The 14,212-nt window shown below is 55.5% G+C and carries 14 protein-coding genes and 1 pseudogene; 9 read left to right on the top strand and 6 right to left on the bottom strand.

The features are described from left to right. Positions 1–113 precede the first annotated feature (113 nt). Positions 114–776 carry a PEP-CTERM sorting domain-containing protein gene (locus tag GC165_11605; protein MBI1333511.1) on the top strand — a complete coding sequence of 221 codons (663 nt, stop codon included), beginning with the start codon at positions 114–116 and terminating at the stop codon, positions 774–776. 72 nt (positions 777–848) lie between these two features. Then, positions 849–1,287 (top strand): annotated as a pseudogene (locus GC165_11600) (transposase). 93 nt (positions 1,288–1,380) lie between these two features. On the opposite strand, the gene GC165_11595 reads toward GC165_11600, so the two are convergent. After that, positions 1,381–1,890 (bottom strand): hypothetical protein, encoded by a 510-nt coding sequence (locus GC165_11595; GenBank protein ID MBI1333510.1) that lies wholly within the window; start codon positions 1,888–1,890, stop codon positions 1,381–1,383. 120 nt (positions 1,891–2,010) lie between these two features. On the opposite strand from GC165_11595, the gene GC165_11590 reads away from it, so the two are divergent. Continuing rightward, positions 2,011–2,868, top strand: a complete 858-nt coding sequence (locus GC165_11590) for a hypothetical protein (protein ID MBI1333509.1) — start codon at positions 2,011–2,013, stop codon at positions 2,866–2,868. A 58-nt stretch (positions 2,869–2,926) separates the two neighbouring features. Here GC165_11590 and groL read toward each other — a convergent pair whose 3' ends face one another. The 4 genes from groL to GC165_11570 form a co-directional block, all read right to left on the bottom strand. After that, positions 2,927–4,564 (bottom strand): chaperonin GroEL, encoded by a 1,638-nt coding sequence (groL, locus tag GC165_11585; GenBank protein MBI1333508.1) that lies wholly within the window; start codon positions 4,562–4,564, stop codon positions 2,927–2,929. Positions 4,565–4,589: 25 nt separating this feature from the next. Continuing rightward, entirely contained in the window at positions 4,590–5,372 is a 783-nt protein-coding gene (locus GC165_11580; GenBank protein ID MBI1333507.1) for a four helix bundle protein, read from the bottom strand. A 12-nt stretch (positions 5,373–5,384) separates the two neighbouring features. Further along, positions 5,385–5,675, bottom strand: coding sequence for a co-chaperone GroES (locus tag GC165_11575; GenBank protein ID MBI1333506.1), 291 nt, complete (start codon positions 5,673–5,675; stop codon positions 5,385–5,387). A 203-nt stretch (positions 5,676–5,878) separates the two neighbouring features. Beyond that, entirely contained in the window at positions 5,879–6,475 is a 597-nt protein-coding gene (locus tag GC165_11570) for a PEP-CTERM sorting domain-containing protein (GenBank protein MBI1333505.1), read from the bottom strand. A 156-nt stretch (positions 6,476–6,631) separates the two neighbouring features. Between GC165_11570 and GC165_11565 the strand changes: the two genes are divergently transcribed. The 5 genes from GC165_11565 to GC165_11545 all read left to right on the top strand — a co-directional run bounded on the left by GC165_11565 (position 6,632) and on the right by GC165_11545 (position 10,428). Next, positions 6,632–7,648 (top strand): hypothetical protein, encoded by a 1,017-nt coding sequence (locus GC165_11565; protein ID MBI1333504.1) that lies wholly within the window; start codon positions 6,632–6,634, stop codon positions 7,646–7,648. Further along, on the top strand, positions 7,645–8,280 hold the full coding sequence (locus tag GC165_11560) for a hypothetical protein (protein MBI1333503.1): 636 nt from the start codon (positions 7,645–7,647) through the stop codon (positions 8,278–8,280). The genes GC165_11565 and GC165_11560 overlap by 4 nt, the downstream gene beginning before the upstream one ends. A gap of 86 nt (positions 8,281–8,366) precedes the next feature. Continuing rightward, the gene (locus GC165_11555; GenBank protein MBI1333502.1) at positions 8,367–9,101 is read left to right on the top strand and encodes a UMP kinase; all 735 of its coding nucleotides are present in this window, start codon (positions 8,367–8,369) and stop codon (positions 9,099–9,101) included. Further along, positions 9,098–9,658, top strand: coding sequence for a ribosome recycling factor (locus tag GC165_11550; GenBank protein ID MBI1333501.1), 561 nt, complete (start codon positions 9,098–9,100; stop codon positions 9,656–9,658). The genes GC165_11555 and GC165_11550 overlap by 4 nt, the downstream gene beginning before the upstream one ends. Before the next feature lie 2 nt (positions 9,659–9,660). Then, entirely contained in the window at positions 9,661–10,428 is a 768-nt protein-coding gene (locus GC165_11545) for an isoprenyl transferase (GenBank protein MBI1333500.1), read from the top strand. On the opposite strand, the gene GC165_11540 is transcribed toward GC165_11545, so the two are convergent. Continuing rightward, positions 10,425–12,518 carry a hypothetical protein gene (locus tag GC165_11540; GenBank protein MBI1333499.1) on the bottom strand — a complete coding sequence of 698 codons (2,094 nt, stop codon included), beginning with the start codon at positions 12,516–12,518 and terminating at the stop codon, positions 10,425–10,427. The two genes, GC165_11545 and GC165_11540, sit on opposite strands and share 4 nt — an antisense overlap. A 325-nt stretch (positions 12,519–12,843) precedes the next feature. Here GC165_11540 and GC165_11535 point away from each other — a divergent pair, with 325 nt between their 5' ends. Beyond that, entirely contained in the window at positions 12,844–14,151 is a 1,308-nt protein-coding gene (locus GC165_11535; protein ID MBI1333498.1) for a hypothetical protein, read from the top strand. Positions 14,152–14,212 lie beyond the last annotated feature (61 nt).

Here is a 14,212-nt window from a genome sequence, read left to right as displayed (position 1 = left end):
TTGGGAAGATAATTCTAGGCGCCAATTGCTCCGCCTTAATCAAGATCGCTTTTGCCCGGCAAAATTTCTGGTAAAACTAAACGTTCGTTCTGTATAGGAATGCTGTGGGAACCATGAAGTTTTTCGGACTCATTTCACTTGGCCTTTTGGCAAGTTCTTCGTTTGCATCTGTCGTCTGGTATAACGGCGACGACGATGGTAATAGGGGTTTCGCAGCCCTGTCTGGAACTCCCAACGGTCAAGGAAATTTCGAATTTCGACAATGCGAAGACTTTGTTTGGAACTCCCCCAATAATGCGACGTTTGTGATGGGAACAATGGTCGGCACGTCTAGCTTCTCCCAAATCAATTGGGAGATTCGAGACAACGGAAACATCTTCATGAACCAAATCGGCAATGTGATTGCATCTGGAACCGCAAATGCTCAGTTGACTTCCCTCGGTTCTTGGTCCGTCGTGCCGAGTTTCATCGAGTTCGCGATGACGGCCGATATTGGTTCCGTTCCACTTCAGAACGGGCATTATTATATTCTCGACATGGCGATTGTCGTGCCGGACGCGTTGTTCACCGGAGGGTTCACGACCACTAGTGGTGCCAATGGCGTTGGATCGCCACTCAATAATGCCAACTCCTTTAGTTTAGACCCAGCCGACAATTTTACAGTCAACTTCTTCGACCTGAGCATGGGAATCGGCGACAGCCCCGTGCCCGAACCGGCTTCGATTGCGGTCCTAGGGCTTGGTGTGGTTTGCCTACTTCGTAAAAAGAAGAAATAGAGCCCGGCGAGAAATACGCCATTTCCTCACGCCCCAGCGGGTCGCAGAACGACAGCAAGTAAGATGGCGAAAATGTCGACAACGTATTACAGTCTTCACACCCACATAATCTTCAGCACAAAAGGTCGGCATCCATACCTCGACGATCATATTCGAGCCCGAACACATTAATACCTTGGCGGCACTATTCGGGGCCTCGAAGCGAAGCCCGTGATAATTGGCGGTGTTGCCGACCATGTCCACCTCTTGATTGGCCAAAAGACGAGGCATTGCCTAGCCGACCTCGTCCGAGAAATCAAAAGGGCCTCAACCGATTGGCTTCGAGAAACCCACCTGCACTTTGCATGGCAGGAAGGCTATGAGGCATTTTCGGTTAGCCCAGAGCGAATTCCTGCTGTCTCGAAACATTGACCAGCAGGAGAAACATCACGCAAAGAAGTCGTTCAAAGAGGAATGGATTGAACTGCTTCGCTACGCCGGAATCGAGTTTGATGAGAGTCACTTCGACTGATTCTGCGACCCGCTGGGTCGTGGATTGGTTGGGACTGACCAGGGGTCTTCGACACCCTGGCTACCATCTGGGACCCTCCGGGTCCTGGGGCAGTTATCTGATGCGACGGAGCCGGACCGTTCCACGCTCGAAATTTCTTCCAGTTATTTCTTTGACAATCTTGACCAGCTTCCAGCACAAGTCAATCCTCTCGTCAAAGAAAATCTCTTGCCCATCTTCGAATGTAAGAAGGTAGGCGTATGTTGTTGATTGGGGACCCGAGTTGCCGGTCAGCATCGTCTTGACTTCGCTGAGGGGCTTTGAAACCATCAGCGTTCCGTCATAGGCGTACTGGGAGATGACGTTGCCAGCAAGTTCAATGCGAGCTTTCGACCGTTTTCCTCTCGCCCGATCTATCAAAATCAAGACCAAAACTAGCGCAGGAAAAAGGATGAAAATGGAAGCAATCGGCAGATCGCCGTAATCTTTCCTTTGCGCCGTCTGGACAAAACTAAAGACTCCTACTCCCCCGATCATCAACATGAAAAGGAACACGCAGCCGACCAGTTGTGGTTGTTCACTCCAACCGAACGGAAACAACATTGGCTCACCTTCCGGGTTCATTTATGTGAAGCATACACAATCGCATAGACCCTACCATTCCATTACTATTAGCCAAACTGTTCATCACGGGTCTTCACGCTAAACATCAGTTTCTGCCAAACCAAATGTATCATGGATGCCATGCAGGCGACGAAGAAGCGGAAAGACTTCTCGCCGCTCATCACGTCTGCGATCTTCATCATCGTATTCCTTCTCTGCACTTATGCCTTTCCCGACCCCCAACAGAGCGTTACGCACGACCAGTCTGGAAATCTCTCGCAATTCATCATTAAGACAAGTCCCTATGCTCACGCGGCAGACATCGTTTTTCAAGCTGTTTCTGTCATCAGCTTGGTTGTCCTGATCATCAGTGCCGTCCGGAAGAATTGGCAAGGGCTGATCCTCCTGGGCGTGATGCTCGGGACGTTGGTCATCCTGTTTGGGCCGGGCTTGGACCAAGCCGGGGAGTACGAGGACGTCGCCAAGTTCACGGACACCAAGGGCCAGGAATACCATTTGATGACCTCCCACTTTCTGCAGGGTTCGCACCTGATCCTCGGACAGTTGGAGCGTCACACGCCGTACGAGACAGCCTACAAGATCGTCGACGACGACACCTGGGAAGATTCCTACTTGACCGTGGTACGACCAAAAGGAGCACCTGACTCTTATCAGATTTACCGAAGTCCATCTGGCCTGCTCGTTGGTTTGGCAGACAGGAACATGTGCTTCATCGCCTATGACCCGGAGAAGAAGATCGCGTACAACACCAACAACGCGAATACGATCGGGTCTGGCTCTGGCCCCGATGTTCGGCTCCTATCGCCCTTCCTCCTGCTTGGCAAATCCGACGTGCCGAATGAACAAGACTTTCAAGCTCTTCTGCGTACGACGGGCGACAATCAACCCAGTCGGGATGCCATCGAGAAGGAACTGACGAATCCAAACCCCAAGGTCCGAGAAATGGCGGCGAAATACTTGAAGAAAGTGAAGCCGTAAAACGAAAAGAGCCCCGCGAGATAACTCGCGAGGCTCAATCTTGTGGCTGGTAGCTCCCTTAGAAGCCGCCCATTCCGCCCATGTCGTCCATGCCGCCCGGCATTCCGCCGCCGCCCTTCTTGGCTTCCGGCTTGTCGACAACCAGCGTCTCGGTCGTCAAGACCAAAGCCGCGATCGAAGCCGCGTTCTGGATCGTCGAACGAGTGACCTTGGCCGGATCGACGATGCCAGCCTTGACCATGTCCACGATCTCACCCGAGACCGCGTTCAGGCCGAAGCCGTCCTTCGCGTCGCGAACCTTCTCGACAATGACCGAACCTTCCAGGCCCGCGTTCTTCGCGATGTGGCGCAGAGGCTCTTCGATCGCGCGCTTCACGATGGCGACACCGGTCGCCTCGTCGGCGGTCATGTCCTTCGTCGAGAGCTTCTCGCTTGCGCGGAGCAGGGTCGAGCCGCCGCCGGCCACGATGCCTTCGTCGACGGCCGCGCGGGTCGCCGAGAGAGCGTCTTCGTATCGGTGCTTCTTCTCTTTCAGTTCGGTTTCGGTCGATGCGCCGACCTTGATCACCGCAACGCCGCCCGAAAGCTTGGCCAGTCGCTCCTGGAGCTTTTCTCGGTCGTAGTTGCTGTCGGTGTTCTCGATCTGTCGCTTGATCTGCTCGATTCGGCCCATCACGTCTTCCTTGGAGCCGGAGCCCTCGATGATGGTCGTCTCTTCCTTGCTGATGATGACCTTCTTGGCCGTTCCCAGCATGTCCACCGCCACGTTATCCAGCTTGACACCGAGGTCTTCGCTGATGAACTTGCCGTTGGTCAGAACCGCGATGTCTTCCAGCATCGCCTTTCGTCGGTCGCCGAAGCCCGGCGCCTTGACGGCCGCGATCTGGAGTACGCCACGAATCTTGTTCAGAACGATAGTCGCCAACGCGTCGCCTTCGATATCTTCCGCGATCAGAACGATCGGGCGTCGAGCGGCAGCAGCCTTCTCCAGGAACGGCAGGAACTCCTGCGCGTTGCTGATCTTCTTCTCATGGATGAGGATCAGCGGGTTCTCGAGAACGGCTTCCATGCGCTCGGGGTCGGTCACGAAGTACGGGCTGAGGTAGCCGCGGTCGAACTGCATACCTTCGACGACTTCGAGAACCGTCTCGCGGCCCTTCGACTCTTCGACGGTGATGACGCCGTCCTTGCCGACCTTGTCCATCGCCTCAGCGACGTGCTTGCCGACTTCGGAATCGTTACCGGCGATCGTGGCCACGAACTCGACCTGCTCCTTATCCTTGATCGGCTGAGCCGAGGACTTGATGTGGGAAACGACCTGCTCGACGGCCTTATCGATGCCGCGCTTGACGGCAATTGGGTTGCCACCGGCTGCCACGTAGCGTAGACCTTCGTTCACGATGGCCTGGGCCAGAACGGTAGCCGTGGTAGTGCCGTCGCCCGCGACGTCGTTGGTCTTGGACGCAACTTCCTTGCAGAGCTGGGCGCCCATATTCTCATACGGATCTTCAAGCTCGATTTCCTTGGCGACCGTGACGCCGTCCTTGGTGATGGTGGGACTGCCCCACTTCTTGTCGAGAACGACGTTTCGGCCCTTGGGACCGAGCGTAACTTTGACCGCGTCGGCGACCTTATTGACGCCTCGCTCCAGCGCTCGTCGCGCCGCTTCATCAAACACTAGATTCTTTGCTGCCATTGTTTAACCTTGATTTTCAAATTGCTTAATCGCTTTTTCTGCGTCGCGGCGGGCGATCACCACCGCTGCTTGGTCGGCCCGGACCTTTTGGTCGTCCGCCAAAGCCGCCTGTTCCGCCCGAACCACCTCGCGGACCGCCCGAACTTCGAGGTCCGCCGGTGCCGCGTGGGCCACCTGTGCCCCGAGGTCCGCCCGAATCTCTCGAGCCGCCTCGATAGCCGCCACCCGAAGGTCGGTCGTCGCCGCCGTCGCGGTAGCTTCGGCGCGGAGGTCGGTCGTCGCCTTCCGGCTCGCGTCGATACGTGCGCCGAGGTCGATCGTCACCGCCCTCTTCACGAGGTGCGCGCGGTCGTCGCGGTCGGTCATCACCTTCTTCCGAGGCCGGAGCCTCGTCGGACGGCCCATCCGAGAACGATCTTCGCGGCTCAAACTGTCGCTTGCGAACGCCAAAGGCGTCGCTCTCCAGCTTGCTCGCCAACGCGCGGAGCTTCGTCGAAAGCTCCTTCGTGCGCTTCTCGATGTCATGAGTGTGAAACTCTTCGACATATTCGAGATCGGCGGCCAGCAGGACCAGCGTGTCGAGCGTGGAAATCGCACCCAATGCGTCCTGGATTAGGCGCAGGTACTGTACATCGTTCGCACGACCGGCTCCATCCGCAATCGCGGCGGGAACGGCGATCGCCGAACTCTTGATTTGACGGGTTAGGCCGTCTTTCTCGGCTTCCGGCAACAGCTCGGTAAATCGATAAGCGGTCGTTACAATGGAACGACCGAGTTGCCAAACGTCGAGACTTCGATAATCGGCCATGAATTGCTCTCGTTAGCCGAGGATGGCGTAGATCTGGTCCTCGTCCAGGATGGTGTATTCCTTACCGTCGAGGGAGACCTCGTTGCCGCCGTACTTGCTGAAAAGCACGCGGTCGCCGACCTTGACGGTGAGCTTGTTGCGCTCGCCGCTGTCCAGCACGCGGCCATTGCCAGTGGCGATGACGGTGCCCTCTTGCGGCTTCTTCTTTGCGCTATCGGGCAGGTAGATGCCGCTCGCAGTCTTCTCTTCTGCGTCGAGCACCTCAACGACGACTTTATCACCGAGTGGTTTCAAATTTGCCATTGGTAATTCTGTGGATTTCCTCCGTATTCATTGCGGCGCGAAGAATTAGCACTCTCGCGCCGGGATTGCTAAATGATACCCTTAATGACCTACGCCGCCAGGACTTCTTCCATTGCGGCCTTTCCGTTAAATGAATGCAAAAACAAAATGGCCGGATGAGCAAAATCTCATCCGGCCAGGCTTTGCGAAAGGAAGTCCTTATCTTAGCGAACGTTCTTCTTGCGTCGGCGAAGCAGCGCGAATGCGCCAACGCCGAGGGTAGCGAACGAAGCCGGTTCCGGCACTGGGCTCGAAGTCGTGATCGTCAGCTTGACGCCGTCGTTGTAGTAGTGGCAGTCCGGGTCGAAGCCGAAGCCAAATCGGCCGTCAGCCGCGTACTGGTTCAGCTTGTTCAGCAGACCCAGCGAGCCGAGGTCGAACGTCAGGTTGGTGTTGGTCGAATGGCCGCCAACCGGGTCAGACCAAGTACCAACCGCGGTGCCCTGACCACCAAAGTAGTTGCCGCCGCCCTGGTTGTCGTAAAAGCTCTTGACGCCCGAAGCCGGGTTGTCCAACATCTGAACGTATAGGATGTCGTTTTCCTGGGTCCAGTCCCAAATGTTTTTGATCGTCAGGGTTGCGCCCGTGATCGTTTCGCCCTGCGGGACGTTGAAGTCGATACCCCACGAATAGGCGTAATAGTGGTCAAGATTCGAAAGATTCCCGTTGCTCGGTTCGAAGGTGTACGTGCCTGCGGAAGCAAATCCCGCTGTAACCACACCTGCAACCAAGGACATGATCTTCATGTTCCTATAATTCATTGATAACCTCGCACTCCGAAAATTCGGAAAGCACTGAGGTGGTCGCAGGATTTGTTCCAATCGGCGGTTAGGCGGGAAAATCGCCAAATTCTTATTCCCTTCAAACACGGGTGGCGCCCTCGCACCAAAGGCCGGCGTCGATCCGTCCCTTGTTTGATGCTTCTGGCCACGCTCCTAGCGTTTGTTGTTCGGCAGGCTCCCTTGCCGTACTGGAACCTGGTATGCGGCGGAGACATCATGCTCAACGGTGTTAGCCCATCCGTTCAGGCGTTCCAGGGTCTTGAAGTTCCGAACGATTCGGTCTTCTACGCCAATCTCGAAATACCGCTGACCAATGTCCCCGATCGCACGCCACACAAAACACCGCAGGAACTCGCTGCGAGAAAACAGTTCGTCCTCAAGGCCGATCCCGCGCATATTCAGAATTTGGCTGCGTCGGGCATCGACGTCGTCAGCCTCGGTAACAACCATGCGATGGATGGCACCGCCGCCGGTCTCGACCAGATGCTCGGTCTATTGGACGCAGCTGGAATTCAACACGCCGGGGCTGGTGACAACTGGGGGGCCGCCACAAAGCCCGCCATCGTCGAAGCGCCAAATGGCCTCAAGATCGCTTTCATCAGCTACCTGTCTTTCCTCACTCCCGATGCCCTGCGGAAGTGCACGCCTGCAACATCAACAACGGCCGGAATCGCCACCCTCACCCTCGATGGCAAAAGCGGCGATGACGAACTCGTTCGCCTGAAAGCCATCGTCGATAAAGCTCGCCAGGGAGCCGACATGGTGGTCGTGGCCCTCCACTGGGGCATCGAACGCCAACCCTATCCAGCCGCCTATCAGGTTTCTCTGGGAAGGTTGTTCATCGACGCCGGAGCCGATGCCGTCATCGGTAACCACCCACACGTCCTCCAACCCGCCGAACTCTACAAAGGCAAGCCAATCCTCTATTCGCTGGGCAACCTTGTCAACCCCGGCGGCGGTGGCGCGGCGCTGTACCAACTCACTTACAATGGGACGCAGTTTCAATATGCGACAGTCCTCCCCACGAGCTATTCCAGTGGTAAAGTCGCTTTCTCAAGTCGAAATGACGACGCAACCATCTTGGCTGAATCCATGCTGTTGAAGAAGTTTCCGTCAGACGACTCCAGCCAGTTGCTGGGTGCCCCCAAATGACGGCTTCTGAGGCCACCAATCTGGTTCGACTTCGATGGTCTTTGGCTATTCAGGAGTATAAGGTCGCTGACTCCATAGAGGCAATCATCTCGGCGTATTCTGAACCTAGTCGTGCCTACCACAACGTCGTCCACATCGCGACGATGATGCAATTCATTCAAGAGCACATTCCTGACGAAGAACTGCTTCCGGCGCTCGATCTAGCGACCATCTATCACGACCTCGTCTACGATCCGAAGTCGAGCACCAACGAGGAGGACAGCGCGGAACTGGCAATGAAAGCCCTCGGTCAAACCCCACTCGCAACAAGGGTTACGGAGTTGATCCTCAGCACGAAGCGGCACGTTCCCGCTGATGACACGTTCGAAAGCGCACTCTTCGTCGACGCAGACCTAGCGATCCTTGGGCAAAGTTCGGCGGAATATGACGAATACTCGGCGGCGATTCGCAATGAGTACGACTTCGTGGCCGACGATGACTACCGCAAGGGCCGCACCGAGGTTCTCGAGAGATTTCTTCTTCGAGAAACGATATTCACCACAGCCGCGTTTCGAGAACGATTTGAACAGTCGGCTAGACGAAATCTTCGTCGCGAAATAGAGTTGCTTCGGGCGCCTAGCATTGATGGTTAGCCAGCAACGCTTCTTCCCTTCCACGCTTCTTTCGCCTCCTTCGCCCGTCGACACTGAAGGTACACTGAACCACCAAGAGGACAAGCTTGGTATCTGCTCGAAAACCCTTCAAACGCGCCCTCATCAAACTCAGCGGCGAAGCTCTCGCCGGCGACCTCAAATTTGGCCTCGATCCCCACATCCTCAACTACATTGCCGGTGAAGTCGCCGCCGTCCATCGGGCCGGCATCCAGTCCGCGATCGTCGTCGGTGGGGGCAATTTCATCCGCGGCGAGACCTTCTCCGTCGAGGGCGGCATCGATCGTTCGGTTGCCGACCAAATGGGCATGCTAGGCACCCTGATGAATTCACTGGGTCTCCAGAGTGCAATCGAACGCCAAGGCATCGAAGTCCGCGTCCAAAGCGCGATCACCATTGCTTCGGTTGCCGAACCTTTCATCCGCCGCCGAACACTTCGCCACATGGAAAAGGGACGGCTCGTCGTCCTCGCCGCAGGCACCGGCAATCCCTTCTTCTCCACCGACACCGCCGCCGTCCTCCGCGCTCTCGAAATCGAGGCTGATGTCCTCGTGAAGGCCACCAAAGTTGACGGCATCTACGACAGCGACCCCAAAAAGAACCCCAACGCCGTCCGCTACGACCGCCTCACGTACACCAAGGCGATCCAAGATCGTCTCAAAGTCATGGACCAGACGGCGTTCACAATGGCCGACGAACACAAAATGCCGCTGATCGTTTTAGATTTTCACAAACCCGGAAGCCTGCTGGACGCCCTCACCGGTGGCCAGTCGGGAACTCTAGTAGGAGACGACAACGAATGAGTGTAAACGAAATACTGCAGGACGCTGAAAACAAGATGCAGCACGCGATCGATGCAATGGCGCACGACTTTGCGAGCTACCGAACCGGACGAGCCACGCCCCAAGTGCTGGAGCGCGTGCACGTCGAATATTACGGAACGGAAACTCCGGTTAACCAAATTGCTAACGTCAGCGTGCCCGAACCGCGTCAGCTCCTGATTCAACCGTACGAAAAGCACATGCTCCCGGTCATTGAGCGGGCGATCATGAAGAGCGATCTCGGCATCAATCCCGTCAACGACGGCACCGGCATCCGCCTCACCTTCCCCACCATGACCGAGGATCGACGAAAGGAGATGGTCAAGCAGGTTCACGCCCGAACCGAGCAATGCCGCGTCTCGGTCCGAAATATCCGCCGCGACGCCAACGAGCACCTCAAGGCTCTGGAGAAAAAGAAGGAAATCACCGAGGACGACCTCAAATCGAACGAAGCCAGGGTGCAGAAACTGACCGACAACTTCATCGCCAAGGCCGACGACTTGGGTAAGAAGAAAGAGACGGAACTTCTCCAAGTCTAAGCATGGCCCAGGCAACCCTCAACCGCATCCAGAAGAAAGCCGTCGAGCTTGGCATCGACCTCGACCGCCTTCCCCAGCATGTCGCCATCATCATGGACGGCAACGGCCGCTGGGCCAAAAAGAAGGGCTGGCAACGTCTACTCGGCCATCGCGAAGGCTACAAAGCCCTACGCGGTGCGCTTCTGGATGCGAGTGAGTTGGGCATCAAATACCTCACCGTCTACGCCTTCTCGGCCGAGAATTGGCGACGCCCCGAAGACGAAGTCTCCGGTCTGATGAGGCTCATCGAAACCGCCGCTCGCGAAGAGCTCCGCACGATGCACCAAAACAACGTGCGGGTAAACGTCTCGGGCCGGATCGAAGAATTGCCAAAAGGACTTCAAGAAGCCCTCGACCATGGCATTGAAACCACGAGCGAGAACACCGGCATCGTCTTCACGCTGGCCGTCAACTACGGGGGTCGGGCCGAAATTGTCGACGCCGTCCGCGACGTTGTGGCCGCCGGTTTCGATCCCGAGGACATTACGGAAGACATCATTTCCGCCCACCTCTACAACCCGCACCACCCAGAACCGGACCTCATGATCCGCACGGCCGGAGAAATGCGCTGGTCAAACTTCCTCATCTGGCAAGGCGCATACTGCGAACTCTGGGTCACCAATGACCCGTGGCCGGAATTCTCGGCCAAACACCTGCTCGACGCCGTGAAGGAATACCAAAAGCGCACCCGCAAATTCGGCGCAGTGGTCGATGAGCCAGAAGAAAGCTAAGCCATCAATTCGGCACCGATTCGCTCCAGTTCAAAGGGCAGACCTGAAGCAACCGTGAATCGAGTGTCCGAACCCTCCATCGAAGGCCAAACTTCGCCACGAGACCGAGCGTGAAGCAGAGCTAAGTCGTAGAGCGAAAACTTGTTGAAATTGAGCATCGAGTACAAAGTGGCCCCAATCCCACTGAGATTTCCGCATACGTTGTTTTGGAATCTTGGGTTCTTTCTCAGAGCCATGTCGCACCAAATGGCTTTGCGCTCGACTAGATCGAAAGCTATCGGGATACCGATATGAGTATCCGCCGCGAGGTCAAAACGATCTTGAACGGTCTTCGCTTCGAAAACTTCGCCGCTTTCCGGTTTCTGCCTAGCCATCCATCCAGCAAAGCATTCAGGCAAATCGACGAATGGCTCAGAATGATATCCATTGACCAACATAGCGATGTAACGAACGTTCTGCTCTAAACACTTTGAAATAGAGACATCGATAAACTCGCTAGCTCCATTCGGAGCATCGACGATGTCTCCACTGTGGCAACCGCCAAAACTCCTCAGATTGTAGTAGGACAGAACATCGAGGTACGCCAAATTATCGTCGAACATAACCGCCGACAGGTCAATATCAGTTCTGCACTTGCCATTCTTCCACCAGATGAAGAATCGTAAAGTATCTGCTTCTGGCATAAGCAGGCGACTGCCCTTCGGAAGAGTTCGAAGAGCCTTGGAAGCTGACCTCGTTGCAAATGGCACTGGGTAGTTCTCTAAATCTGGGTCAACGTAAGTTTTTCCCATCGAACTCAACATACTAAAGCGCCGTACAAGAGTGTCCTCGCAGATATTTGCCGCCGACTCGCAGACATTCCCTGATAGAGTAGGTAGCTGATTCTGGGTGGCAAAAACTTTGGACACTTGCCCCTTGGGAAAGAAAACTCTCGCTTCGCGAACCTCGTTCCTGGTCCGAAAGTGATGCATAGCCTGCAAAAGCACAGGAGTCGAAACTTGTTCGGAGACCTTACCAAATTCACCCAGGACCGGCGAAGGGTCTGTACCTTCAAGGCGCAAAAGGTGGTCTAAGCGCCGGGCAAGATAGCCTGGACGCTTGACGAGTTCCGCGAGGGCAGCAGACACGTCGCCGGATGCAATGCTCAACTCGACACGCGACGCGAATGTCGGCGAAGGAAGGTCGTTTCGCAACACGGAAAAAGCCGCAAACACCTTTGGGAATTTCGAAGAAAACTCGCCAGGATGAAGACGTTCTCCCAAGCGTTTCCACCGATTTTTGCGCCGCAACACTTCTTCTTGTAGCGTCGGCATTTCTTCTAAAAGACTGAGCATCAGGCGACGGAGAGGTCGGCTCACAGGCTTAAATTTGCTCGCCGTTGCCAGCGAAACGTCTCCGCCAGACAAGGCCACAGCCAGGCGGAGAGCGTCCGTTGGTGTACGCATATTCTGCCGAACGTAGTCATGGCCAATGCCTGCTCGGAGAAGGAGCGCCGAAACGACGGCTGCGTTCTCTTTTTGCGGGATCTTTTCTGGAAACAGCCGGAGCACTTCGACACCGTATTCGTCGACGAACCAGGCGATGTCCTCCTGATCTTGAACTGAAAACGCCAGATTGGACGATGCCAGTTGTTGGCAAATCTGCTCAAACTCTTCGATTGATCCCAGTTCGAGGTATTTCAACTCAACCTTATCGGCCAGGAGATTTCGTAGCTTCTTCCTCTGCACCGGAAAGAGCTTTCCGCTTGACCAATAGTGCATGAGCGCATTCACATACAACTGCGCTGCACTAGCCTCCATGACCTGCCTGGGAAAATTCAAATACATAGGGCGATAGACCTTTGCCCCACTAGCAAGCAACTCCAGATTCGCCAGTAATTGCGCCTGAAGAGCTTCAATTTCTTTGTGGCTGAGTCGTCGGCAAGCCTCAAGAAGCTCTGGAGAAAGCGTGTAGCCAAGACCTTCCAAATTTATCGAGAGGGTAGCAACGGTTTCGATCGGAAGCAACTCTTGGCAGGAACTTTTGGGAGGCAAAACCTTACCCCTCCTTCGAAAGTAGAGAGAAACGCGATCGACCACAAAAGCACCCATGAAAGTACCTGCGGAAAGCAAGCGCCCTAGATTTCCGAGAAAGGGATAGAAGGAAGGACCCTCAGAGCCGCAGACAACATATTTTAGCCCGGATTTGTACCAGATTCAATTACTTGTCATTTTTCGGCACGAATTCCGCAGCTACCCTTTTTGACATTCGATCAGGATCCGGAGGCTTCTCCCCAACCCTCAAGCCAAAGGATCCAACCCAAGATACGCGGCCGTTTTCGCTTCCGGCCGCGTTTTCTTTTTTTGCGATAATCTTCAAGATTAAGAAATTCGTAGCGAAATTGAACGCTCTGCCGTATCATGTTCACGAATTCATATGACAGATCGATTCGTCAAGCAACTCGCCGGTGCCTGCTTGGTCGCCGGAATAATGATCGGATGCGGGCAAAGCCCGAGCAGCGAAAACCTACCCGCCGCCCCTGAGCCCCAAGTCTCGCCCAAGACTTCGTCTACCAACACGCCCGCCGATCAAAAATCAAATCCGGAACCCCCTAAGACCGCCAACGCCACCTCGCCAATGGTGAACCCGTCTCTACGGGGCTCGGGGATTCCAACCCACGCACCAAGCCAGCCGTCGGCCCCGCCGCGAGAAAACCCCGCTGCGGCTCCGCCCAAGCCCGGCGAGCAGGTCGCAAAGGACTTCAAGATAGAAGCTGGCGACCGTACAGTTGAGGTCGAAGGCGTCTGCAAGCTAACCGAGGACGAGGCCATGTGTTGGAAGCCCAATGGTGACCGCAACGACGATTTGGCCAAAGAACTCACCAATGCCATCCAAAGCCGGTCAGACGACTATTCCAGCAACTTCCAGTTCAAGTTCATGAAGAAGAACCGAATTCTGGTGCTCAAGACCACGACGGCGCCTCCCCAGCCGGGCCGCCAAGGGTTTAGTGGCAGCTTTGGTCTGATGAACGATTACCAGCACGGCCCCGGCTTTACCGAAGGCTGGACCCAGAACTATTCGTTCTTCAACCAATCCAGTTCGACCGGTTTTGACCAAAGCCGCATCGAACGACAGGTCCTTACTGGCGCATTCAACAAAGACACCAAGACCTTCCCTCTCCGCTATCAAATCACCAGCTACTCGCCGTCGAACCAAGACAAGGCCTCGATCCCCTTCCAAAAGGGTCCGTTCACCATCGACGGAAACACCTACGAGATCGTCTCGATCTCCGACAAAGGTGACCGTGGAAATCCGCCCATGATGAGATCCGGCAATCAGCCCCCGATGAAGTACAGCTTCATTGGCCTCAAAGTGGTCAAGATCACCAATCCATACTCGGTTGTGAATCTCATGCCCGCCGACGACTCGGGCCAACCCTACGGTGGGCTCGACGACAAGGGTAATCCGGTCACCCAAGCCGAGGCCCAAAAACAGCGCGCCGACGACCAAAAGAAGATGCTGGAAGCCCAACAATCTGGCAAACCTTACGACTACAGCCGTTCAATGTCGAACCGCTACCTGCTTTCCTTGTCGCTCGATCCAAGCCACCTGTCGTCGGGCGGGGCCAACATGACCCGCATGATGCAGATCAACGTCGAGCCTTCAAAGATCAAGAAGCTCGTCGGCGCGGTCAACCATCGAACCATCTTCGTGTTCGACAAGATCAAACTGGACCGCAACTAAAACGATCAGTGCGGCCCTCAAAACCATGCGGGCCGCACTTTTTGTGAAAATCACCGAACCG

Source organism: Armatimonadota bacterium, from assembly GCA_016125185.1.
Taxonomy (GTDB): Bacteria; Armatimonadota; Fimbriimonadia; order Fimbriimonadales; family Fimbriimonadaceae; genus Fimbriimonas.
Note: the sequence above shows the minus strand (reverse complement) of the source record. Positions and strands in the feature narration are given on the sequence as shown.